Below are 20,265 nucleotides of genomic sequence, written 5' to 3'. Positions count from 1 at the left end.
TGGGGGTGGACAACGACCCCAACACCGCCAGGCCCGCCATGGTCGAGTAATCTGCGACCGTCGGTGACGCCTTTGCCGCTGGTACTGGGACAACCACCACCGCGGCGCGCTAGGGAGGCAGGACCAGGTGGTCGCAAGGAGTTCGGAGGTACGGCCGTCGGCCGTACGGCACGGCGCTTCTCCGGGAGCCGGTCTGCGCCGGCGGCGTGGCGCTGGCCGGTTGGCCGGGCTCGGCCTCGGCAGCCTGGCGCTGCTGGTCTCGCTCACGGGCTGTGACGTCGGGAAGGCGTTCGGCGGGTTCGGGTGGCCGCAGGGCGGCATCACGCCCGAGTCGCACCGCATGTACGACCTGTGGATCGCGTCCTGCATCGCGGCGCTCGCGGTCGGCGTGTTCGTCTGGGGCCTGATCTTCTGGTGCGTGGTGCGCTACCGGAAGCGGGGTAACGAGCTGCCGGTGCAGACCCGCTACAACATGCCGATGGAGTTCCTCTACACGATCGCCCCGATCCTGATCGTGTCGGTGCTCTTCTACTACACGGCGGTCGTGCAGACCGACGTGGTGAGGGTGACGAAGAACCCGGACGTCACGGTCGAGGTCGTCGCCTTCAAGTGGAACTGGCAGTTCAACTACCGCGACGGCCAGGGCGAGGACGCCGACACCGTGGCATCGGTGCTCGGCACCAGCGAGGTCATCCCGATCCTGGTCCTGCCGACCGGCCGGTCCATCCGGTTCGAGGAGACCAGCCGGGACGTCATCCACTCCTTCTGGGTGCCGGAGCTGCTGTTCAAGCGGGACGTCATGCCGGGCAACATCCGCAACGTCTTCCAGATCTCCAGCCTCGACGCCGAGGGCGCGTACGTCGGCCGCTGCGCCGAGCTCTGCGGCAGCTACCACGCGTTCATGAACTTCGAGCTGCGGGTGGTCTCGCCGGAGCAGTACGACCAGTTCCTGGCGGCCAAGCGTGACGGCAAGTCGACGCAGGAGGCGCTCACCGCGATCGGTGAGGACCCGTACGCCTCGACCACGGAGCCGTTCAAGACGCGGCGCAACACGGCCAACTTCAACCCTGACGACATCCCCGTCGTGGGCAAGTGAGGGAGCGGGCATGAAGACCGAGTGGCGTATCTTCCTGGTCATCGCCGGTTTCCTCCTGGGCGTGACGGTCCTTTACGGCGTCTGGACCTACGGTGACGGCGGCCATGTCGAGTGGGTCGGCACCGTGGCGCTCCTGTTGTCGTTCCTGCTCTGCACGATGTGCGGCGGCTTCTTCTGGTTCGTCTCCCGCCGCATCGACCTGCGGCCGGAGGACCGGCCGGACGGCGAAATCGCCGACGGCGCGGGCGAGGTCGGCTTCTTCAGCCCGGGCAGCTACTGGCCGTTCGCGCTGGCGCTGGCCGCCGCGATCGCCGGCCTGGGCCTGGTGTTCTGGCAGTTCTGGCTGGTGGGCCTCGGGCTGGTTTCGGTAATCTTCGCCGCCTGCGGCCTGCTCTTCGAGTACTACACCGGCACCCGGCGTACCGCCGAGCACTGACGCACCGCCGAGCACTAACCGGCGATCACTCGTCCGGAGGCCCGTGCCCCTTCTCAGGGGTGCGGGCCTCCTGCTTGTCCGGCCCCGGACCGCTCGTGATGATCGACTCGATGGTGGCGCACCGTGGCCCCATGACTGCTGCGCTGCTGCCGTGCGTGGACCGGCCAGGACCGTGGGCCGGCGACCGTGGGCTGGCGACCGTGGGCCGGCGACCGTGGGCCGGCCAGGAAGGGCGTGCGCCAGTCAGACCCGTGGGCTGGTCGTAGGCCGTGCGCTGGTCAGAGCCGTGGGCCGGTCAGGCGGCGTGGCGTCGGGGTGCGCGGTGGGGGCTGCCGGCGAGCCGGGTGGCGGGGAAGGTGAACGTGGCGATCAGCATGGCTGCGCCGCAGCCGGTGCAGGCCAGCTCCGGGCAGTCGGTGCCGTGGCCGTCGGCGCAGGGTGGCGCCTCGAATGGCTGCACGCCCTCGCAGGTGTCGCAGTAGAACTCGCGGTCCGACACGGGCGTCTCCTCTCATTGCTCGATGCCGTCGTGGTCACGCGGCGGGGCGGAGGACGGCCAAGCTGGGCAGCGGGTGGCTGGGCAGCGGCAGGTCAGGCGGAGCGGGCCACTTCGATCCAGCGGTCCAGCGTCGCGGCGGCGTTGCCGGAGTCGATCGACTCGGCGGCCCGGGTCATCCCGGCGCGTAGGGCCTCGACCAGGTCCCCGTCGAGCGGGCCCTGGGTGGCCAGCGCGGCGGCGGCGTTGACGAGCACCGCGTCCCGGACCGGGCCGGTCTCGCCGGCCAGGAGTCGCCGGGCCACGTCGGCGTTGAACGCCGCGTCACCGCCCCGCAGGTCGGCCAGGGTGGCCCGGGGCACTCCGAGGTCGGTCGCGTCCAGCACCGTCTCTCTGACGGCGCCTGCCTGGGCCGCCCAGACCCGGGTGGGCGCGGCGGTGGTGAACTCGTCCAGGCCGTCCTCGCCGCGCAGCACCAGCACCGAGTCGCCCCGGGCGGCGAAGACGGCCGCCATGACCGGGGCCATCCGCAGGTCGAAGCAGCCGACCGCGCCGGCGCGGGGGCGGGCCGGGTTGGTCAGCGGGCCGAGGAAGTTGAAGAAGGTCGGCACTCCCAGGGCGCGGCGGGTGGGGCCGGTGTGTCGCATTCCCGGGTGGAACCGGCCGGCGAAGCAGAAGCCGATGCCCGCCTCGGCCACGCAGCGAGCCACCCCCTCGGGGGCCAGGTCCAGCGGGAGGCCGAGGAATTCCAGCAGGTCGGCCGTGCCACAGAGGGACGAGGCGGCCCGATTGCCGTGCTTGACCACCCGGACCCCGGCGCCGGCCACCACGAGGGCGGCCATGGTGGAGATGTTCACCGTGTGGGCGAGGTCACCGCCGGTGCCGACCACGTCGAGCGCGGACGCCCGTAACTCCTCCGGCAGCTTTACGGGCACCGCCTCGCCGAGCATCGCCTCGACCAGCCCGGCCAGTTCCGCCGGGGTTTCGCCCTTAGCCCGCAGCGCGACGGCGAAGCCGGCGATCTGCGCCGGGGCCGCCGAGCCGGCCATGATCTCGCCCATCGCCCAGGCGGTGTCCGCGGTGCAGAGCTCCTCGCCGCGCAGCAGCGCGGAGAGCAGGTGCGGCCAGGTCCGTTCGCCCATGGTGGGGCCTCCCGAGCGACGTGGGGGTGCGGGGACGGGGAGGCTCAGGCGGGGGCGTGGGCTCGCAGCAGCTCGGCCACCGTGGCACCGGTGGTCACCGGGTCGAGCGGGTGCATCAGGGTCGCATCGACCTCGGCGTACGCGGCCAGCCAGCGGTCAGCGGCGCGAGCGATCACCACGCAGGTCGGGGGGGCATCGTCCCGGTCGTCCTTGATCTGCCGGGCGATGCCGAGGCCGCCGCCGGGGTTCGCCTCGCCGTCGAGCAGCATCAGGTCGATCTCGTACTCGTCGACCAGTCGGATGCACTCCGCGTAGGTGGAGGCGTCGACGAACTCGAGCCGCAGCCCGGGCGCGGGTCGAGTGCCGATGGCCAGCCGCATCTGGTCACGGACCTGCAGGTCGTTGCTGTAGAGCAGGACGGTGCAAAGACGATCGCTCATTGCTGGCTGGCTCCCACCTCGTAGCTGCCCGCCGATCGTACCCGCCGCCGTCGGCCGGTCGATTCCCGCCCGTCCGGCCGGGTCGGCGTACTGGAAAGTGCTGGTCAGGGGGTTGATTCCGCGGCCTCGGCGGCGCGTTGGCGGGCCTCCTGGCGGTCCAGGTCGCGGTCGAGCCGGCGGGCCTCCCGCTCCGACTGGCGCACCCACTGCACGACCAGGACCCCGAGCATCGTCACACTGACGAATTCGCCGCCGGCCCAGAGCACGCCGCCGGCGACCACCTGGTCGTCGACGGGGTTCGACCAGGTCAAGCCGAGCGACGGGTACCAGTCGCCGCCGAAGAGGGTGGTGCTCTGCATGACCGTGAGCCCGAGCACGGTGTGGAACGGCACCGACAGCACCATGAGCAGCGCCCGGGCGGGGTAGGGCCACCGGCCGGGCAGCGGGTCGAGCCCGAGCAGCGGCCAGAAGAACACGCAGCCGGTCATGATGAAGTGCGCGTGCACCAGTTCGTGTGCCCAGGCGTGTTCGAGGGTGAAGCGGTACAGGTCGCTGAAGTACAGCGCGAACGGGTTCACCACGAAGATGGCGAAGGCCACCAGCGGGAAGCTGTAGATCCGGGCGATCCGGCTGTGCACGATCGCCAGCAGCCGCTTGCGCGGCCGGACCGGCAGCGTGCGCAGGGCCAGGGTGATCGGGGCGCCGAGGGCCAGGAAGATGGGGGCGACCATCGACAGCATCATGTGCTGCACCATGTGCACCGACAGCAGCGCCGTGTCGTACGCGTGCAGGCCGCTGACCGTGACCGCGGCGATGCCGCCGAGGCCCGGGCCGAGGAAGAAGACGGTACGGGCGACCGGCCAGCGGTCGCCGCGCAGCCGGAGCCGGTGCACGCCGTACAGGTAGAGCCCGGCGGCGAGCACCAGCCCCAGGGCCAGCCAGCTGTCCAGCCGGGTCTCGGTGAAGATCCGGGCCACGGTGAAGGGCGGCGGCAGGGGCTCCCCGCCGGCCGCTATGGCCGACGGTGCGGTGACCGCCGTGGTGGCGGCGAAGATCGAATCGGCGTGCAGCACGCTTTTCAGGCTAGGCCAGGCGAACCGGACCGCCACGATCGGGCCACCGAACCCACGGGTTTTACCCCCCGCTGATCGCCGGCCATGGTCAAGGGCAATAATGACGGCGTGACTGCGGCCCCAGCCATTGACAAGAGCCGGATCCACTCTCTGACGCGTCCCAACATGGTCAGCGTCGGGACGATCGTGTGGCTCTCCAGCGAACTCATGTTCTTCGCGGCGCTGTTCGCGATGTACTTCTCCATCCGCGCGGCGGCGCCAGAGCAGTGGGAGAAGCACACCGAGCACCTCAACATCCCGTACGCGACCACCTTCACGGTGATCCTGGTGTTCTCCTCGGTGGCTTGCCAGCTCGGCGTGTTCGCAGCGGAGAAGGGTGACGTCCACGCCCTGCGGCGTTGGTTCACGCTCACCTTCGTGATGGGTCTGATCTTCGTGCTCGGGCAGTTGAACGAGTACATGACCCTGGTGCACGAGGGCGTGAAGATCAACGCGGACGGGTACGGCTCGATGTTCTACCTGACCACCGGCTTCCACGGCCTGCACGTGGCCGGCGGTCTGGTGGCCTTCATCATCTTCATGATCCGCACGACCATGGGCCGGTTCACCCCGGCGCAGGCCACGTCGGCGATCGTCGTGTCGTACTACTGGCACTTCGTCGACGTCGTGTGGATCGGCCTCTACTTCATGATCTACTGGCTTCAGTGATCTTGGCGCGTCACGAACCGCGCCGCCGCCCCGTCCCCTGAGACAAGGTCCCACCGGTTAAGGACAGGTCATGACTTCTGACAACGACCGCCGCCGCGGTCTGCTCGCGCGGCTGCGCGGCGAGCGGCCCGCAGCGCGCAGCAGGGGCCGCCGCCGGCTGGGCGCCGCAGTCCGGCTGATCGCCGCGCTGATGCTGGCCGGCGGCGCCTACACCGTCTTTGCCCCCGGAGTGCAGGCGCAGGAAAACCCGCCGCTCACCGGTGCCGCCGCCGAGGGTAAGGCGTTGTTCGACGTGAGTTGCGTGACCTGCCACGGGCGCAACGCGCAGGGCATCGAGGGCCGTGGCCCGAGCCTGGTCGGCGTCGGCGCGGCCTCGGTCGAGTTCCAGGTCGGCTCCGGCCGCATGCCGATGGCCCGCCAAGAGGCCCAGGCCATGCGCAAGCCGGCGGTCTTCACCGACGAGGAGACCCGCCAGCTCGCCCAGTACGTCCAGCAGCTCGGTGGTGGCCCGGAGGTCCCCGGGGGTGACCTCCGCGAGGGCGCCAACGTGTCGACCGGCGGCGAGCTGTTCCGGATCAACTGCTCGCAGTGCCACGCCTTCGGCGGTGGTGGCGGCGCACTCTCCTCCGGCAAGTACGCGCCGAGCCTGAGTCCCGCCACCGACCGGCAGATCTACGCCGCGATGCTGAGCGGCCCGCAGAACATGCCGGTCTTCGGGGACAACCAGATCACCCCGCAGCAGAAGGCCGACATCATCACCTACATCCAGGAGGCCCTGAAGGCCGACCAGGACCCGGGTGGCTTCAACCTCGGTCGGTACGGGCCGTCCACCGAGGGCCTGGCGATCTTCTTGGTCGGCATCGTCGCGCTCGTCTTCGCCAGCCTGTGGATTGCGGGCAAGTCGTGACCGAGCGGATCATTCGATTCAGCGCTGTGGTGCCGCAGCCCGGCACCGCCCGTAGCGAGGTGACGGCATGATTACGCAGCCTGAGCACCAGGCCCCGCAGGGTCGGGAGCCGCTCGACGTGAACGATCCCCGGCTCAGCCGGTTCGACATCGTCCAGGAGGGCGCGCGCCGGGACGACATCGAGATCGTCCACTACGAGGAGCAGGTCGTCCCGGGCAGCCGGGCCGAGCGCCGGCTGACCCGTACCGTGGCCTCGTTCTTCCTGCTCACCGGCCTGGCCGCGACCGCATTCCTGGCGATCTACATCTGGTGGCCGTGGCAGTACAAGGCTGGCTCCGGCGGGGACAAGCTCTACACCCCGCTGCTCGGCCTCACCCTCGGTGTGGCCCTGCTGGCCGTCGGCTTCGGCATCCTGACCTGGGGCAAGAAGTTGCTGCCCAAGGAGGTCTCGATCCAGGACCGGCACGAGAACGACCCGAACGCCGCGGAGAGCCGCAAGATCACCGGCGCGACCATGCTCTACATGGCCGACGAGCTGGGCGTGAAGCGCCGGCCGCTGCTGGGCATCTCGCTGCTGGCCGGCCTCGCGCCGATCGGCGCGGTCGCCGCGGCGCCGCTGGTCGGTGGCCTGATCTCCAACCCGCACAAGAACAACCAGATGTTCACCACGGGCTTCGCCCCGGCCGAGGGCAAGAAGATCAGGCTGGTCCGCGAGGACGGCCGGCCGATCCGCCCGGCGGACGTCAGCTCCGGCGGTCAGCTGACCGTCTTCCCGGGCATCGAGCACGGAGTGAGCAACAAGCACGCCGACTCGCCGACGCTCCTGATCCACCTGCGCGAGTCCGACGCCGAGATGTCCCGGGCAGCGAACCAGCGGGTCGGCCACGCGAACTACATGTGGGGCAACTTCGCGGCGTTCTCCAAGATCTGCACGCATGCGGGCTGCCCGGCGAGCCTGTACGAACAGCAGACCAACCGTCTGCTCTGCCCGTGCCACCAGTCCCAGTTCCTGATCACCGACAACGCGCAGCCGATCTTCGGTCCGGCCAGCCGGCGGCTGCCGCAGCTGCCGATCGAGGTGGACGGCGAGGGCTTCTTCGTGGCGCGGTCGGACTACACCGAGACCGTTGGGCCTGACTTCTGGGAGCGGCCGTGAAGCGTCGTAAGTTGGACATGGCCTCCGTGCCGGGCAAGGCCGCGGTGGGAGTGGACGACCGCTTCCAGGTCTCCACCCCGCTGCGCAAGCTGCTCAACAAGGTCTTCCCCGACCACTGGTCGTTCCTGCTCGGCGAGATCGCGCTGTTCTCGTTCGTGGTGCTGCTGCTGACCGGTGTCTTCCTGACGTTCTTCTACGAGCCGGCGATGACCGAGGTGGTCTACAACGGCAGCTACGCCCCGCTGCGGGGCACGCCGATGTCGGCCGCGTACGCCTCCAGCCTGGACATCTCGTTCGACGTCCGCGGTGGCCTGATCATGCGGCAGATGCACCACTGGTCGGCGCTGCTCTTCATGGCCGCGATCGTCGTGCACATGCTGCGGGTCTTCTTCACCGGCGCGTTCCGCAAGCCGCGGGAGACCAACTGGATCATCGGCTCGCTGCTGTTCTGGGTCGGCTTCCTGGCCGGTTTCAGCGGCTACTCGCTGCCGGACGACGGCCTCTCCGGCACCGGCCTGCGGATCGCCTCGGCGATCATGCTGTCGATCCCGGTGATCGGCTCCTGGGTCACCTCGTCGATCTTCGGCGGGGAGTTCCCGGGCGACATCATCATCAGCCGGTTCTTCATCGCCCATGTGCTGCTCATCCCGGGCCTGCTGGTGGCGTTGATCAGCGCCCACCTGGGCCTGGTCTTCAAGCAGAAGCACACCCAGTGGCCGGGCCCGGGCCGAACCAACGAGAACGTGGTCGGCGAGCGGATGTTCCCGCGGTACGCGCTGAAGCAGGGCGGCTTCTTCATGGTCGTCTTCGGCGTGGTCGCCCTGATGGGTGGCCTGTTCCAGATCAACCCGATCTGGTACTTCGGCCCGTACGAGGCGTGGGTGGTCTCGGCCGCCAGCCAGCCCGACTGGTACGTCATGTTCCTCGACGGCTCCACCCGCCTGATGCCCGCCTGGGAGATCAACATTCCGATCGGCGACGGGTACGTCATCCCGCCGCTGTTCTGGCCCACGGTCGTGCTGCCGGGCATCCTGGTCGGCCTCTCCATGCTCTACCCGTTCGTGGAGGCCCGCCGGCTCAAGGACACCCGCAGCCACAACCTGCTCCAGCGTCCCCGGGACGTCCCGGAGCGGACCGCGATCGGCGCGATGGCGGTGTCGTTCTACATCGTGCTGACGCTCTCCGGCGCCAACGACGTGATCGCGGACAAGTTCCAGATCAGCCTGAACGCGATGACCTGGGCCGGCCGGATCGGTCTGCTGCTCCTCCCGCCGCTGGCGTACTACCTGACGTACCGCCTCTGCCTGGGCCTGCAGCAGCACGACCGGGAGGTGCTGGCCCACGGCGTGGAGACCGGCATCATCCGGCGGCTGCCGGACGGCCGGTTCGAGGAGGTCCACCAGCCGCTCACCGCGGCGGGCCACGACGGCCACGGGGAACTGGAGTACGTCGGCTGGGTGGTGCCCAAGAAGATGAACCGGCTCGGTGCCCTCGGCCCGGCCATCCGGGGCTTCTTCTACCCGATCGAGAAGCCGGCCGAGGCGCCGGTCTCGCCGGGGCCCCTGCCGGTCGAGCCCCGACCGGAGCGGGAGGAGATCAGCAGCGGCGATCCCCGCCGCTGACCCGCCCGAAACACCCGCACGTGGCGCCCGCCGGATCTCCTCCGGCGGGCGTCACGTCCGTTTTTCGCCCCGTCGGGGTGACCCCCGCCGCCCGAGCCGTCCCCGCGCCCGACGCGGCCCGGCCGCCGATTCCCGGGGTTACGCGCCCAGCGCGAGCCGGCCGCCGGTTCCCGGGGTTAATCCGGGTCAGCCGGGTAAGCGTGCGGTCCAACGAAAAAGGGGGGGAAACATGTTGGGTCTCAAACGCCTCGGGCTGCTCGCCGCCCTGGTGGTGGTCGGGCTGGCACCCGCGGCAGCGGCGCAGGCCGCGGCGCAGCCGTCGACGCAGGACACCCAGTACCTGCAGGCGGTGCACCAGGTGAACCTGGCGGAGATCGAGATGGGGAACCTGGCGCAGGAGAAGGGCCAGAACCAGCAGGTCAAGGACCTGGGTGCGCAGTTCGTCACGGACCACACCCAGCTGGACCAGACGGTGCAGAATACCGCGCAGCAGCTGAACGTCACGTTGCCGGATGCGCCGAGCGCTGACCAGCAGAAGGTCATCGACAAGCTGAAGGACCTCAGCGGTGCCGATTTCGACAAGGCGTGGGTGACCGCCGAACTGGCCGGCCACGTCCAGGCCATCCAGGCCACCCAGACCGAGATCTCGCAGGGCACCGAGCAGTCGGTGGTCCAGTTGGCCCAGAACGCCCTGCCGGTGTTCCAGGCGCACTACGACGCGCTGGTGGCCCTGGCACAGACCCTGGGCGTCCCGATCCCGCAGACCAGCGCCAGCGGCACGCCCAGCCCGGGCGGCACCGCCACGACGCCGGCCCCGGGTGGCACCACGGAGACTCCGGCCCCGGGCAGCACCAGCACCGAGACGCCTGTTCCGGAGAACACCGAGAACACCGAGACGCCGGTCCCGAGCGTGAGCTGACGGCGTAGCACCGCGAACAGCCAGCCCGCCGGACGGCGGGCTGGCTGTTCGCGTCGGCGGACGATCGATCAGTCGGTGCTGGACAGGCCGATCGCGAACGCCTCCTCCAGGTCGTGCCGGGAGTACGCGCGGAAGGCGATGTGCGACTCCGTGTTCAGCACGCCCGGCACCTTGGAGATGCTGCCGGCGATGACCTGGGCGATCTCGTCGAACTCCCGGACCCGGACGATGGCGATCAGGTCGACGTGCCCGGCCACCGAGTAGACCTCACTGACTCCGGGCAGGTTGGCCAGGTTCTCGGCCACCTCCGGGATCGAGTCGGTGGCGCAGTCGATCAGTACGATCGCGGTGATCACTGGTCCCGCCCTTCGTCCGTGTTCTCCTCGCAACGCCCGAGTTGGCGTCGTTGACCATGCTAGAGGCCCGTCCCGGGCACAGCAGTGCGGTACGCGGGACCCGGTCATCGCGCGCAGCAAGGGGCAGCCTTCCGCCGGGACGGTCAGCCCGGGGTCAGCCTTCCGCCAAGACGGTCAGCCCGGCGCCGGCCCGGATCACGCCGGTAAGGCGCTCCCCGGCGGCCACCTCGGCGCCGGGCCAGATCACCGACCGGGTCACCTCGCCCCGGACGGTCGCGCCCGCGCCCACCACCGCCTCCCGGCACCGCCCGGTGACCGTCGCGCCCGGGTCTATCAGGTTGGCACCGCCTGCGGCGTGCAGGTTCGCCGTCAGGTAGGCGGCCGGCGTGCCGGTGTCGTAGAAGGTGCCCCGGTACGGCACCACGGTCAGCGCCCCGGCCGCCTCGGCCGGCCGCCACACCGTGCGGACCAGGTCGCCCGGCTCGACCGGCAGCTCCCGGACCAGCCGCCAGGGCAGCAGCGAGAAGCCGGTGAACCGGTGACCGTCGAAGGTGCCGGGGGCGTCGGGGTCGTCGGCGGGCTGGCCGAGCAGGCGTACGGTCTCGCCGTCCCAGCCCGCCAGCAGCGCGGCCACGTCCTCACCCGGCGCGGCGGCCGGATCGGCCAGGTACGCGTCGGCGTTGCCGACCAGCACGCCCCGGCCGGCGATCCAGGTCCGCAGGTTCGCCACCCCTCCGGCAGTGCCGAGCGGGTCGCCGGGCTCGACCGACAGGTGGGCCCGGTCGCCCACGTGCGCGACCACCTGCTCGCCGAGGTAGCAGGCGTTCACCGCGACCCGGTCGGGGCCGGTGAGGCCGAGACCGGCCAGCCGGGCCAGCGCCCGGTCGAGCAGCGGGATGTTGCCGATCGGGCAGAGTGCCTTGGGCACCCGCTCGGTGAGCGGGCGCAGCCGGGTCCCCTCGCCGGCGGCGAGCACCACCGCGCAGATCTCCGGACTGCCGGTGTTCCCGGCAGGGCCCGGGGTGGTCACGCCGTCGGGCGGGGCGGGACCTCGCCGACCCGCGGCCCGATGCCGTAGTAGCCGAGTAGGTTCGCTGTTGCCCGGCTCAGCCGGGGCAGGTCGTCCAGCGGGTGCCAGGCGGCCTCGAAGACCTCCGCGCCGTCGACCTTCAGCTCCGTGGTCGACGCCGGCACCTCCGCCTCGAAGACCACGTCCACCCAGCCCTTGGCGTGTACGACCGCGTTCGGCACCGCCGGGCGGAGCCGGTCCGGGGCGAGCCGGACACCGGACTCCTCGAACAGCTCACGCGCCGCGCCGACGACCGGTTCCTCGCCGCGTTGCAGCAGCCCGGCCGGGAGTGTCCAGCTGTGCCCCGGTGGCTGGCGCAGCAGCAGCAGGCGGCCGGGGCCGTCGGCCTCGGTGTCGCGGACCAGGGTGACTGCCCCGACGATGTACTTCGGTGTGGCGAGCCGGACCAGTTGGCGTCGCACCGATACGGGCAGTCGGTAGAAGACCTGATAGGCGAAGGCCCGTCCGGTGGCACGGGAGCGGGGGATCATGGGTTCAGGCTAATGGCCGGTCCGGGCCGGGCCGATCCCCGGGGGGCAGAACCGTCACTGCCGGTGGTCGACCAGGTCGATGAGCTGGAGCACCACCGCATCGGGTTCGAGGACCCGGTCGAAGACCGCCACCAGCAGGGTCTCCAGGTCCGGGTAGCCCAGCTCCTCCGACAGCCACAGCATCGGCAGGTCGCTGGCCAGCCCCCGGTCGTGCTTGCGCAGCGCCAGCCCGATGGTGGCCCGGCCGAGGCGGACCTTGTCCGCGATGGAGATCCCCGGCTCGGTGTGCTCGGCGAACCAGCGGTTGATCTGCCTCTGGGCGTGCGGGGACTTCACGAACCCGAGCCACTCCCGGCGGGGGCCGCGCGGGGCGACGTCGGCCTCCAGGCCGGTCTCGGCGGCGGACTCGGTGAAGATCTCCACCACGTCGCCCTCCTCCAGTTCGGAGGCGAGCGGGGCGAGCCGGCCGTTGATCCGGGCCGCCAGGCAGTGGTCGCCCCGCTGGGGGCCCAGCTCGTACGCCACGTCGACCGGGGTGGCCCCGGCCGGGAGGACGACCTGCCGCCCCTCGGCGAGCACCTGGATCTGGGCCTCGGCGAGGTCACAGCGCAGCGACTCGAGGAACTGCGCCGGGTCCGGGGCCTCCTGCTCCCAGTCGAGCACCCGGCGCAGCCAGTCGAGCTGCTGGGCCCGGACGTCGGCGGTCGCGGCGGCGCGGGGGAACCGGAAGTCCGCCGCGATGCCGTACTCGGCGCAGCGGTGCATCTCCTCGGTGCGGAGCAGCACCTCGACCGTGCGGTCCTTCGGGCCGCAGACGGTGGTGTGCAGCGAGCGGTAGAGGTTGTTCTTGGGGGAGGCGATGAAGTCCTTGAACCGGCCGGCGACCGGCCGCCAGAGGCCGTGCACCGCGCCGAGGGCCGCGTAGCAGTCGGTCGCCGGGCCGTCCACCACGATGACGATCCGGGGCAGGTCGTACGGCGTGCTGTGGCCGCCCGCGATGGTGTCCTTCCAGATCGAGTAGAGGTGTCGGGGGCGGGGGGAGACCTCGGCGTCGACCCGACTGCGCCGCAGTGCCACCTTCGTCCTGGCGACCACGTCGTCGAGGTACGCGCCCCAGCCGGGCCGGTCGTGCACGTGCTGGGCGATCCGGGCGTGCTCGTCGGGCTCCAGGTGCAGCAGCACCACGTCGTCGAGATCCCGCTTGAGGGCCTGGATGCCGAGCCGGTCGCAGAGCGGGACCAGCACCTCCAGGGTCTTGCGGGCGATGCGTTCCCTGGATGCCGCCGAGCGGACACCGAGGGTGCGCATGTTGTGCAGCCGGTCGGCCAGCTTGATGATCAGAACCCGGACGTCCTTGCCGGCCGAGATGATCATCTTGCGGGTCGTCTCTGCCTCGGCGGCCTTGCCGTAGAACGCCTTGTCGAACTTGGTCACCCCGTCGACCAGGTGGGCCACCTCGTGGCCGAAGTCCCCGGCCAGCGCCTGGAGGGTGTAGCGGGTGTCCTCCACCGTGTCGTGCAGCAGCGCGGCGACCAGTGTGGTGGCGTCCATGCCCAGCTCGGCGCAGATCTGGGCGACCGCCAGCGGGTGGGTGATGTACGGCTCACCGCTCTTGCGGAACTGACCGCGGTGCATGTTCTCCGCGATCGTGTAGGCCCGGCGCAGCATCGACGGTTCGGTGCTGGCGTGGATGGACCGGTGGGTGCGCACGAGCTGGGTGACCGGGTCCGACTCGGTGCTCGGCCAACTCAGCAACGACCGCAACCGGCGGGCCCGGGGTTGCTCGCCGGGCTGGGTCGGGAGCGCACCCCCCAGGGCGGCACTGTGTCCGGCGTCGACGTCCACGCGGGACACCTCCTCACCCCGGCTCCACGGGCACCGGGCACGGCAACCGGGAGCAGGCCCACGAAACGGGCACTACTGCACTTCCTCAACAGCCTAAGCGAGTCGGGGTAGTCCGATCGGTCACTTGGTCATGGGCGTTCGGTCGAGACTTGCTGGGACGAGGCGCTCTGGGCCTTGCTGAGCAGGCCGTGGAAGCGGCCCGCACCGGCCGCCGGGGACGACCAGCCGGACGACATCTCCACCAGCCGGGTCTCGGGCCGTTCCAACCAGGACAGGATCCGCTCCGACTCCTCGGCAGACGCCCTGGGCACCGGCCCGGGCCCGGGCGGCACCGTCTCGGCGGTCGCCCGGATCGCGTTCAGCGTCGGCCGCGGGTGGATGCCGGGCGGGGAGACCCCCGCGCCGGCCAGCCGGCCGTGCCGGACCAGGGCCAGTTCCCAGCCGCCCCGGGCCGCCGGGCGGGCGGCGGCCAACTCGGCGATCCCGGCCAGCGCGGTCAGCCGCTGCATCCGTACGGTCGCCCGCAGCACCGCGGTGAGCCGCGAGCGGACCACGGCCGCCTCCTCGTACCGCTGGCCGGCCGACAGCGCCTCGATCCGCGCCAGCAGCGCGTCCACCACGGCCCCCGGGTCACCGGCGACGGCGGTGCGGAACGGCGCGACCGCGCGGTCGTCGTATTCCTGGGGGGTGATCCGGTGCTCGCAGGGCGCCGGGCAGCGACCCAGCTCCGCCAGCGCGCAGGCCGGGGTGACCGTGCGCAGCGACAGCCGGTGGGTGCACTGGCGCAGCGGGACGGCGTCGTGGAAGCCGGCGGCGGCCAGTTCGGCCGCCCGCCGGGAGCCGAACGGCCCGAGATAGACCTCGTCGCCCGAGGCCAGCGCCCGGACCACTGACAGCCGGGGGTACGGCCCGTCGGTGAGCTTGAGCCAGACGACCCGTTCGGGGAACTTCGACCGCCGGTTGTACGGCGGCGCGTGGGCACCGATCAGCCGCAGCTCGCGCACCTCCGCCTCCAGCGTGTGGGCGCACTCGACGGCCTCCACCCGCTCGGCGGCGGCGAGCATCTCGGAGATCCGGGCCCGCTTCTCGGCGGCGGTGAAGTAGCTGCGCACCCGGGTGGCGATGTCGCCGGAGGTGCCGACGTAGAGCGGCCGGTCGTCGGCGGCCCGGAAGATGTAGACGCCGGGGACCTTCGGCAGCCCGTCGGCGAGGTGCCGCTTGCGTCGCTGGGTGGGGGTGACCGCTCGGGCGAACTCGATCGCCTCGCCGACCGTGTCGACCCGGTGCCCGCCGAGCCGGGCGATCAGCCCGTGCAGCACGTCGACGGTTGCCTTGGCGTCGTCGAGGGCCCGGTGGGTGGGGCGGGTGGTGGTGCGGAAGTATGCCGCCAGGGTGCCGAGCTTGCGGTTGGGCACCTCGTCGCGGGTCAGCACCCGCCGGGCCAGCGCCGCGGTGTCCAGCACCCGGGGGTTGGGCCAGCGGTAGCCGTGCCGCGCGCAGGCCGCCTTGAGGAAACCGACGTCGTACGGGGCGTTGTGGGCGACCAGCACCGCGTCGGCGATGAACTCCAGGAAACTCGGCAGCACCTGCTCGATCGGCGGGGCGGGGATCAGCATGGCCTGGCTGATCCCGGTCAGCACGGTGATGAACGGCGGAATCGGCACCCCCGGGTTGACCAGGGTGGCCAGCACCCCCAACTCCTCGCCGGCGCGCACCTTGACCGCGCCGATCTCGGTGATCCCGCCGTCGTCCGGCGAGCCGCCGGTGGTCTCCAGGTCGACCACCACGAAGGTCGCGGCGTACAGCGGCAGGGCGGGGTCCACCCCGTCGCCCGGGGCCTGCTCCAGGCCGGCCAGCGACTGTTGGACGTACTCCGCTCGTGCCACCCGCGGCACGCTAGTCCGCGGGTGCGACACTCCCGCATCAGCACTCCCAGACGTCACCACCGGTCTAGGATGAGAGATCGGCTCACTCACCGGGCGGTGGGCCCGGCCGCGGTGGGAGACTTGCCACATGCCCCTCACCGAGCAGCACGACGACAACCTCCCGGGGGAGGTGTCGGCCGGCGCCGCGCGCCACACCGGTGAGGATGCTCCGGGCCCCGACCCCACGCCCGAAGTGCCGGCGGTCGAGCCGGAGCCGACGCAGCCGGAGCAGCCGCTGCCGGAGCAGCCGGAGCCGGAGCCGGAGCCGGAGCCGGAGCCGGAGCCGACGCTGCCGGAACCGGTGCGCCAGCGGATCGTGGCGCTCACCGCCGCCGTCCTGCCCGTCCTGCCCGGTGACGAGGTGCCGGTGCCGCTGCGCAGGGTGGCCAAGTTCGCCCCCAACCGCCGGGCCCGGCTCGGTGCCCCGGCGATCGCCGCCCAGCTCACCACCGACCCGCTGTTCCGGCAGCGGATCACCGCCCGGGTGCTCGCCGACGCCGGAGACCTCGGCACCGCCGTGGTCTCCGGCACCGTCCCGGCCGTCGCCGACCCGGTCGAGGTGGCCGCCCTGGCATACCTGGCCCGCCCCCGGGGCTGGCGGGAGCTGATCGCGGCCAGCGGCGCGGCGGTGCGCGCCGAGGCGGACCGGGCCGTCGTCGACGAACTGGTCCGCGAGGCCGAGCAACGGGCCAGCCGGGCCGAGCACGACCGGGCCGTGGCCCGGGTCGAGGCCGACAAGCTCCGCGACGAGCTGGCCCGGGTCCGCGAGGAACTCGGCCAGCTCCGCGAGGAGAGCCGTCAGCTCGCCCGCACGCTGCGCGAGTCCCAGGCCCGGGAGCGCAGGGCCGGCGAGCTGCTGGCCACCGAGCGGGGCCGGGCCGCCCGCGCGACGGCCGACGTCGACGCCGAGCTGCGCCGCGCCCGGGCCCGGCTGGCCGAGGCCGAGGCGTCGGCCGGGGTTGTCAAAGCCACCGCGAAGGAGGCCCGCTCGGTCGACGACGCCAAGCTCTGGCTGCTGCTGGAGACCATCGGGCAGGCCGCCGTCGGGCTGCGCCGCGAGCTGGCGCTCGGTCCGGTCGACCGGCTCCCCGCCGACTTCGTCGCCGACGCCTTCACCGACCAGTCGGTGGCCGTTCCGGCCGGGGCCGCCACGCGGGCCCGCGACACCGACGACCCGGCCCGGCTCGACCAGCTCCTCGCGCTGCCCAAGGCGCACCTGGTGGTCGACGGCTACAACGTGACCAAGCGTGGCTTCGGCGAGATGTCCCTGGAGCAGCAGCGCAAGCGGCTGATCACCGGGCTGGGCGGGATCGCCGCGCAGACCGGCGACGAGGTCACCGTGGTCTTCGACGGTGCCGAGCGCATGCACGGGCTGCCGCCCACCCCGCGCGGCGTGCGGGTGCTCTTCTCCCGCAAGGGCGAGACCGCCGACGAGCTGATCCGCCGGCTGGTCCGCGCCGAGCCGTCCGGCCGTCCGGTGGTGGTGGTCTCCTCCGACCGCGAGGTCGCCGACGGGGTGCGCCGGCACGGCGCGTACCCGCTGGGCGCCGACTCGCTGCTGCGTCGGCTCGCCCGCTCCTGATCCGGGGCGCTTGATCGCTTCTGGGGCGGAGCGGGCCGGTTGTCCGATTCTGTCATACCCCTGCCGTAGCGTCGGGATGACCGACGGTGGCCGGGCGGTTCCGGCGGCGGGCTGGGCGACGTGGTGGTCGCCGCGCTCCCGCCCCGCCCGAGCACCGCAACGCATCGGCTCAGGAGGAACGATGCTGATCGACTGTGACGGGTGCGGCATCCGGGGCGCGGGCTGTCCCGGCTGCCTGGTGACCGCGCTGCTCGACGACGATGCCCCCACCGGCGCGCTCGGCGTCGCCGAGCAACGGGCGATCGAGGTGTTCGCCCGGGCCGGCATCGGCGTGGAGGTGCTGGAGGTGCTGGAGGTGACCTCCGCCGGGCGGCGTTCCGGCCGGGGCGACCGGGTCGCCTAGCCCGGCTGACGACCTCGCCCACCCGGACGTCGCCGTTGACGGTGGCGGCGGTCGACCATGCCGCGCGTGGATGCCCGGCGAGGGGACCGCCGCAGCGGCAAATAGGATGGGCCCCCCACGGCGCGGGAGGAGCGGCGGCATGACGCGGGTACGGCGTTCAGACGGCAGTCCCGCACCCGGTGGGGTGCCGAGGTGACCCCGCGCGGCTGGGCCCTGCTCACCCTGGCCGGGCTGGTGGCCGCCCTGGTCGTCGTCACCGCACTGCTGGTTCCGTGGAGCCGCCCGCCGGCACCCCGCGCCGATCAGCTCGCCGCGCTGCGGGACCTCCCCGTCGAGCAGGTCGCCCGGAGCCGGGAGTTCCGGGCCGCGCTGCGCCCCGGCGGCTGGGCCGGGCTCGCCATCGGCTTGCTGGTGGCCCTCGCGCTCGGCCTCACCCCGCTGGGCGGTCGCCTGGTGGAGCTGGCGGGTCGGCCGTTCGGCGGCCACTGGGTGGCCCAGGCGGCGCTCGGCGGGCTGGCCGTGGTGCTCGTCGCCGACCTGTTCACCCTGCCCTTCGCCGCCTGGCGGCAGGCGATCCTCACCCGGTACGGGCTGAGCACCCAGGGCTGGACCGGCTGGACGGTCGACCTGCTCAAGTCGTACGCGATCAGCGCGGTGATCGGCGTGGTCGCGCTGCTCGGCTTCTACACCGTCACCCGGCTCGCCCCGCGCTGGTGGTGGGCGTTCGGCGCCGCCGGGGCGGCCGGGTTGGTGGTGTTGCTGTCGTTCGTGCTGCCGGTGCTGGTGGAGCCGGTGTTCAACCGGTTCACCCCGATGGAGCAGGGCCCGCTACGCACCGAACTGATGGCCATGGCGGCCCGGGACGAGGTGCCGGTGCGCGACGTCCTGGTCGCCGACGCGTCCCGCCGCACCCGGGCGGTCAACGCGTACGTCTCCGGGCTCGGGCCGACCCGCCGGGTCGTCGTCTACGACACCCTGCTGCGCGAGGCCACCCCCGCCGAGGTGACCAGCGTGGTCGCGCACGAGTTGGGGCACGCCAAGGACCGGGATGTCTGGGCCGGGACGCTCACCGGGGCGCTCGGCGCCGCGGCGGCCGTGGTCGTGCTCTACCTGCTCGGCTCCGCCGGCCCGCTGCTGCGCCTGGCCGGCGTCGACTCGATCGCCGAGCCGCGCGCGTTCCCGCTGCTGATCGTGCTGGTCACGGTGGCCGGGCTGGTGACCACCCCGGTCCAGGCGGCGGTGTCCCGCCGGGTCGAGGCCCGGGCCGACGCACACGCCCTCGCCCTCACCGGCGACCCGGCGACCTTCGAGGCGATGCAGCGTCGCCTGGCCGGGGTGAACCTGGCCGACCCCGACCCGCCCCGCTGGGAGTACCTCTACTCGGCGTCGCACCCGTCCACGGTCGAGCGGATGGCCGCCGCCCGCGCCCACGCCAGGGAGGCCGGCAGATGAGTCGGACGCTGTTGATCACCAACGACTTCCCGCCCCGCCCCGGCGGCATCCAGTCCTTCGTGCACAACCTCGCTGTCCGCCAGCCCGCCGGCTCGGTGGTGGTCTACGCCTCCAGTTGGCGGGGGGCGGAGAAGTTCGACGCCGAGCAGCCGTTCGAGGTGGTCCGGGAGCGCACCCGGGTGTTGCTGCCCACCCCGCTGATCGCCCGCCGGGCCGCCCGGCTGGCCCGGGAACGCGGCTGCGACACCGTCTGGTTCGGGGCCGCCGCCCCGCTCGGGCTGCTCGCCGCCGGACTGCGCCGCCGCGCCGGGGTCCGCCGGGTGGTGGCCCTGACCCACGGGCACGAGGTGGGCTGGGCGGCGCTGCCCGCGGCCCGCAGCGCGCTGCGCCGCATCGGACGGGGCACCGACGTGGTCACATACCTCGGCGAGTACACCCGGGTCCGGCTGGAGCGGGCGCTGCACGGGGTGACCGAGCTGCACCGGCTGGCCCCCGGCGTGGACGTCGACACGTACCACCCGTCGGTCGACGGCGAGCCGGTCCGGGCCCGGCTGGGGCTGGCCGACCGGCCGGTGGTGGTCTGCGTCTCCCGGCTGGTGCCGCGCAAGGGCCAGGACATGCTGATCCGCGCCCTGCCGGAGATCCGCCGTCGGGTGCCCGACGCGGCGCTGCTGGTCGTCGGCGGCGGGCCGTACCGGGCCACCCTGGAGAAGCTGGCCCGGCAGGCCGGCGTCGAGCGGGACGTCGTGTTCACCGGCTCGGTGCCGTCGGCGGACCTGCCCGCCCACTACGCGGCCGGCGACGTCTACGCCATGCCCTGCCGCACCCGCAACCGTGGCCTGGACGTGGAGGGGCTCGGCATCGTCTACCTGGAGGCCTCGGCGACCGGACTGCCGGTGGTGGCCGGCGACTCGGGAGGCGCGCCGGACGCCGTCCGTGCGGGCGAGACGGGGTACGTGGTCTCCGGCCGCGACGTCGCCCAACTCGCCGACCGGGTGGCCACCCTGCTAGCCGACCGGGACCTGGCCCGGCAGCTGGGCGCGGCGGGCCGGGCCTGGGTGGAGCGGGAGTGGCGCTGGGAGACCCAGGCCGCCCGGATGGCCACCCTCCTCGCCGGCTGACCCTCCCCGCCCCGCGCCTCGCCTAG

General features: G+C 72.5%; 20 protein-coding genes. 11 read left to right on the top strand and 9 right to left on the bottom strand.

The genetic code is table 11. The features are described from left to right. Nucleotides 1–127 precede the first annotated feature (127 nt). Entirely contained in the window at nucleotides 128–1,096 is a 969-nt protein-coding gene (coxB, locus tag SNR22_RS14920; protein WP_320067146.1) for a cytochrome c oxidase subunit II, read from the top strand. Nucleotides 1,097–1,106: 10 nt separating this feature from the next. Next, entirely contained in the window at nucleotides 1,107–1,532 is a 426-nt protein-coding gene (locus SNR22_RS14915) for a cytochrome c oxidase subunit 4 (RefSeq protein ID WP_320067145.1), read from the top strand. 295 nt (nucleotides 1,533–1,827) lie between these two features. Here the strand turns inward: SNR22_RS14915 and SNR22_RS14910 are convergent, their stop codons facing one another. The 4 genes from SNR22_RS14910 to SNR22_RS14895 all read right to left on the bottom strand — a co-directional run bounded on the left by SNR22_RS14910 (nucleotide 1,828) and on the right by SNR22_RS14895 (nucleotide 4,683). After that, on the bottom strand, nucleotides 1,828–2,031 hold the full coding sequence (locus tag SNR22_RS14910) for a hypothetical protein (protein WP_320067144.1): 204 nt from the start codon (nucleotides 2,029–2,031) through the stop codon (nucleotides 1,828–1,830). Nucleotides 2,032–2,123: 92 nt separating this feature from the next. Then, nucleotides 2,124–3,170 carry an anthranilate phosphoribosyltransferase gene (trpD, locus tag SNR22_RS14905; protein WP_320067143.1) on the bottom strand — a complete coding sequence of 349 codons (1,047 nt, stop codon included), beginning with the start codon at nucleotides 3,168–3,170 and terminating at the stop codon, nucleotides 2,124–2,126. A 44-nt stretch (nucleotides 3,171–3,214) separates the two neighbouring features. After that, nucleotides 3,215–3,610: a hypothetical protein gene (locus tag SNR22_RS14900; protein ID WP_320067142.1), complete on the bottom strand. Its 396-nt coding sequence runs from the start codon at nucleotides 3,608–3,610 to the stop codon at nucleotides 3,215–3,217. Between the two features lie 104 nt (nucleotides 3,611–3,714). Then, nucleotides 3,715–4,683, bottom strand: a complete 969-nt coding sequence (locus SNR22_RS14895) for a cytochrome c oxidase assembly protein (RefSeq protein ID WP_413775638.1) — start codon at nucleotides 4,681–4,683, stop codon at nucleotides 3,715–3,717. A 108-nt stretch (nucleotides 4,684–4,791) separates the two neighbouring features. On the opposite strand from SNR22_RS14895, the gene SNR22_RS14890 reads away from it, so the two are divergent. The 5 genes from SNR22_RS14890 (at nucleotide 4,792) to SNR22_RS14870 (ending at nucleotide 9,995) form a co-directional block, all read left to right on the top strand. Beyond that, nucleotides 4,792–5,391: a heme-copper oxidase subunit III gene (locus SNR22_RS14890; protein ID WP_320067141.1), complete on the top strand. Its 600-nt coding sequence runs from the start codon at nucleotides 4,792–4,794 to the stop codon at nucleotides 5,389–5,391. A 70-nt stretch (nucleotides 5,392–5,461) separates the two neighbouring features. Beyond that, nucleotides 5,462–6,298: a cytochrome c gene (locus SNR22_RS14885; RefSeq protein ID WP_320067140.1), complete on the top strand. Its 837-nt coding sequence runs from the start codon at nucleotides 5,462–5,464 to the stop codon at nucleotides 6,296–6,298. A gap of 67 nt (nucleotides 6,299–6,365) precedes the next feature. Continuing rightward, nucleotides 6,366–7,454: a ubiquinol-cytochrome c reductase iron-sulfur subunit gene (locus tag SNR22_RS14880; protein WP_320067139.1), complete on the top strand. Its 1,089-nt coding sequence runs from the start codon at nucleotides 6,366–6,368 to the stop codon at nucleotides 7,452–7,454. Then, entirely contained in the window at nucleotides 7,451–9,076 is a 1,626-nt protein-coding gene (locus tag SNR22_RS14875; RefSeq protein WP_320067138.1) for a cytochrome bc complex cytochrome b subunit, read from the top strand. The genes SNR22_RS14880 and SNR22_RS14875 overlap by 4 nt, the downstream gene beginning before the upstream one ends. Before the next feature lie 229 nt (nucleotides 9,077–9,305). Continuing rightward, on the top strand, nucleotides 9,306–9,995 hold the full coding sequence (locus SNR22_RS14870; RefSeq protein ID WP_320067137.1) for a DUF4142 domain-containing protein: 690 nt from the start codon (nucleotides 9,306–9,308) through the stop codon (nucleotides 9,993–9,995). Nucleotides 9,996–10,063: 68 nt separating this feature from the next. Here the strand turns inward: SNR22_RS14870 and SNR22_RS14865 are convergent, their stop codons facing one another. The 5 genes from SNR22_RS14865 to SNR22_RS14845 all read right to left on the bottom strand — a co-directional run bounded on the left by SNR22_RS14865 (nucleotide 10,064) and on the right by SNR22_RS14845 (nucleotide 15,642). Further along, nucleotides 10,064–10,351 carry an Lrp/AsnC ligand binding domain-containing protein gene (locus SNR22_RS14865; protein WP_320067136.1) on the bottom strand — a complete coding sequence of 96 codons (288 nt, stop codon included), beginning with the start codon at nucleotides 10,349–10,351 and terminating at the stop codon, nucleotides 10,064–10,066. A 154-nt stretch (nucleotides 10,352–10,505) separates the two neighbouring features. Further along, on the bottom strand, nucleotides 10,506–11,381 hold the full coding sequence (locus SNR22_RS14860; RefSeq protein ID WP_320067135.1) for a nucleotidyltransferase family protein: 876 nt from the start codon (nucleotides 11,379–11,381) through the stop codon (nucleotides 10,506–10,508). Continuing rightward, on the bottom strand, nucleotides 11,378–11,911 hold the full coding sequence (locus tag SNR22_RS14855; RefSeq protein WP_320067134.1) for an NUDIX hydrolase: 534 nt from the start codon (nucleotides 11,909–11,911) through the stop codon (nucleotides 11,378–11,380). Before SNR22_RS14855 ends, SNR22_RS14860 begins: the two co-directional genes overlap by 4 nt. Nucleotides 11,912–11,965: 54 nt before the next feature. After that, nucleotides 11,966–13,756, bottom strand: a complete 1,791-nt coding sequence (locus SNR22_RS14850; protein WP_320067133.1) for a RelA/SpoT family protein — start codon at nucleotides 13,754–13,756, stop codon at nucleotides 11,966–11,968. A gap of 128 nt (nucleotides 13,757–13,884) precedes the next feature. After that, nucleotides 13,885–15,642 (bottom strand): DEDD exonuclease domain-containing protein, encoded by a 1,758-nt coding sequence (locus tag SNR22_RS14845; protein WP_320067132.1) that lies wholly within the window; start codon nucleotides 15,640–15,642, stop codon nucleotides 13,885–13,887. Between the two features lie 127 nt (nucleotides 15,643–15,769). Here SNR22_RS14845 and SNR22_RS14840 point away from each other — a divergent pair, with 127 nt between their 5' ends. The 4 genes from SNR22_RS14840 (at nucleotide 15,770) to SNR22_RS14825 (ending at nucleotide 20,239) form a co-directional block, all read left to right on the top strand. Continuing rightward, the gene (locus tag SNR22_RS14840) at nucleotides 15,770–17,263 is read left to right on the top strand and encodes an NYN domain-containing protein (protein ID WP_320067131.1); all 1,494 of its coding nucleotides are present in this window, start codon (nucleotides 15,770–15,772) and stop codon (nucleotides 17,261–17,263) included. A 181-nt stretch (nucleotides 17,264–17,444) separates the two neighbouring features. After that, nucleotides 17,445–17,666, top strand: coding sequence for a hypothetical protein (locus tag SNR22_RS14835; RefSeq protein ID WP_320067130.1), 222 nt, complete (start codon nucleotides 17,445–17,447; stop codon nucleotides 17,664–17,666). A 192-nt stretch (nucleotides 17,667–17,858) separates the two neighbouring features. Then, nucleotides 17,859–19,118, top strand: a complete 1,260-nt coding sequence (locus SNR22_RS14830) for a M48 family metallopeptidase (RefSeq protein ID WP_320067129.1) — start codon at nucleotides 17,859–17,861, stop codon at nucleotides 19,116–19,118. Continuing rightward, nucleotides 19,115–20,239, top strand: a complete 1,125-nt coding sequence (locus SNR22_RS14825) for a glycosyltransferase family 4 protein (protein ID WP_320067128.1) — start codon at nucleotides 19,115–19,117, stop codon at nucleotides 20,237–20,239. Before SNR22_RS14830 ends, SNR22_RS14825 begins: the two co-directional genes overlap by 4 nt. Nucleotides 20,240–20,265 lie beyond the last annotated feature (26 nt).

The organism is Micromonospora sp. RTGN7 (assembly GCF_033804645.1).
In the GTDB taxonomy this organism is placed as follows: domain Bacteria; phylum Actinomycetota; class Actinomycetes; order Mycobacteriales; family Micromonosporaceae; genus Micromonospora.
Note: the sequence above shows the minus strand (reverse complement) of the source record. Positions and strands in the feature narration are given on the sequence as shown.

What these genes read in the sequence shown, in the direction of transcription:
- SNR22_RS14835 (WP_320067130.1), top strand. Translation starts at nt 17,445, where the DNA reads ATGCTGATCGACTGTGACGGGTGCGGCATCCGGGGCGCGGGCTGTCCC.
- SNR22_RS14915 (WP_320067145.1), top strand. Translation starts at nt 1,107, where the DNA reads ATGAAGACCGAGTGGCGTATCTTCCTGGTCATCGCCGGTTTCCTCCTG.
- SNR22_RS14900 (WP_320067142.1), bottom strand. Translation starts at nt 3,610, where the DNA reads ATGAGCGATCGTCTTTGCACCGTCCTGCTCTACAGCAACGACCTGCAG.
- SNR22_RS14840 (WP_320067131.1), top strand. Translation starts at nt 15,770, where the DNA reads ATGCCCCTCACCGAGCAGCACGACGACAACCTCCCGGGGGAGGTGTCG.
- trpD (WP_320067143.1), bottom strand. Translation starts at nt 3,170, where the DNA reads ATGGGCGAACGGACCTGGCCGCACCTGCTCTCCGCGCTGCTGCGCGGC.
- SNR22_RS14870 (WP_320067137.1), top strand. Translation starts at nt 9,306, where the DNA reads ATGTTGGGTCTCAAACGCCTCGGGCTGCTCGCCGCCCTGGTGGTGGTC.
- SNR22_RS14885 (WP_320067140.1), top strand. Translation starts at nt 5,462, where the DNA reads ATGACTTCTGACAACGACCGCCGCCGCGGTCTGCTCGCGCGGCTGCGC.
- SNR22_RS14880 (WP_320067139.1), top strand. Translation starts at nt 6,366, where the DNA reads ATGATTACGCAGCCTGAGCACCAGGCCCCGCAGGGTCGGGAGCCGCTC.
- SNR22_RS14825 (WP_320067128.1), top strand. Translation starts at nt 19,115, where the DNA reads ATGAGTCGGACGCTGTTGATCACCAACGACTTCCCGCCCCGCCCCGGC.
- SNR22_RS14855 (WP_320067134.1), bottom strand. Translation starts at nt 11,911, where the DNA reads ATGATCCCCCGCTCCCGTGCCACCGGACGGGCCTTCGCCTATCAGGTC.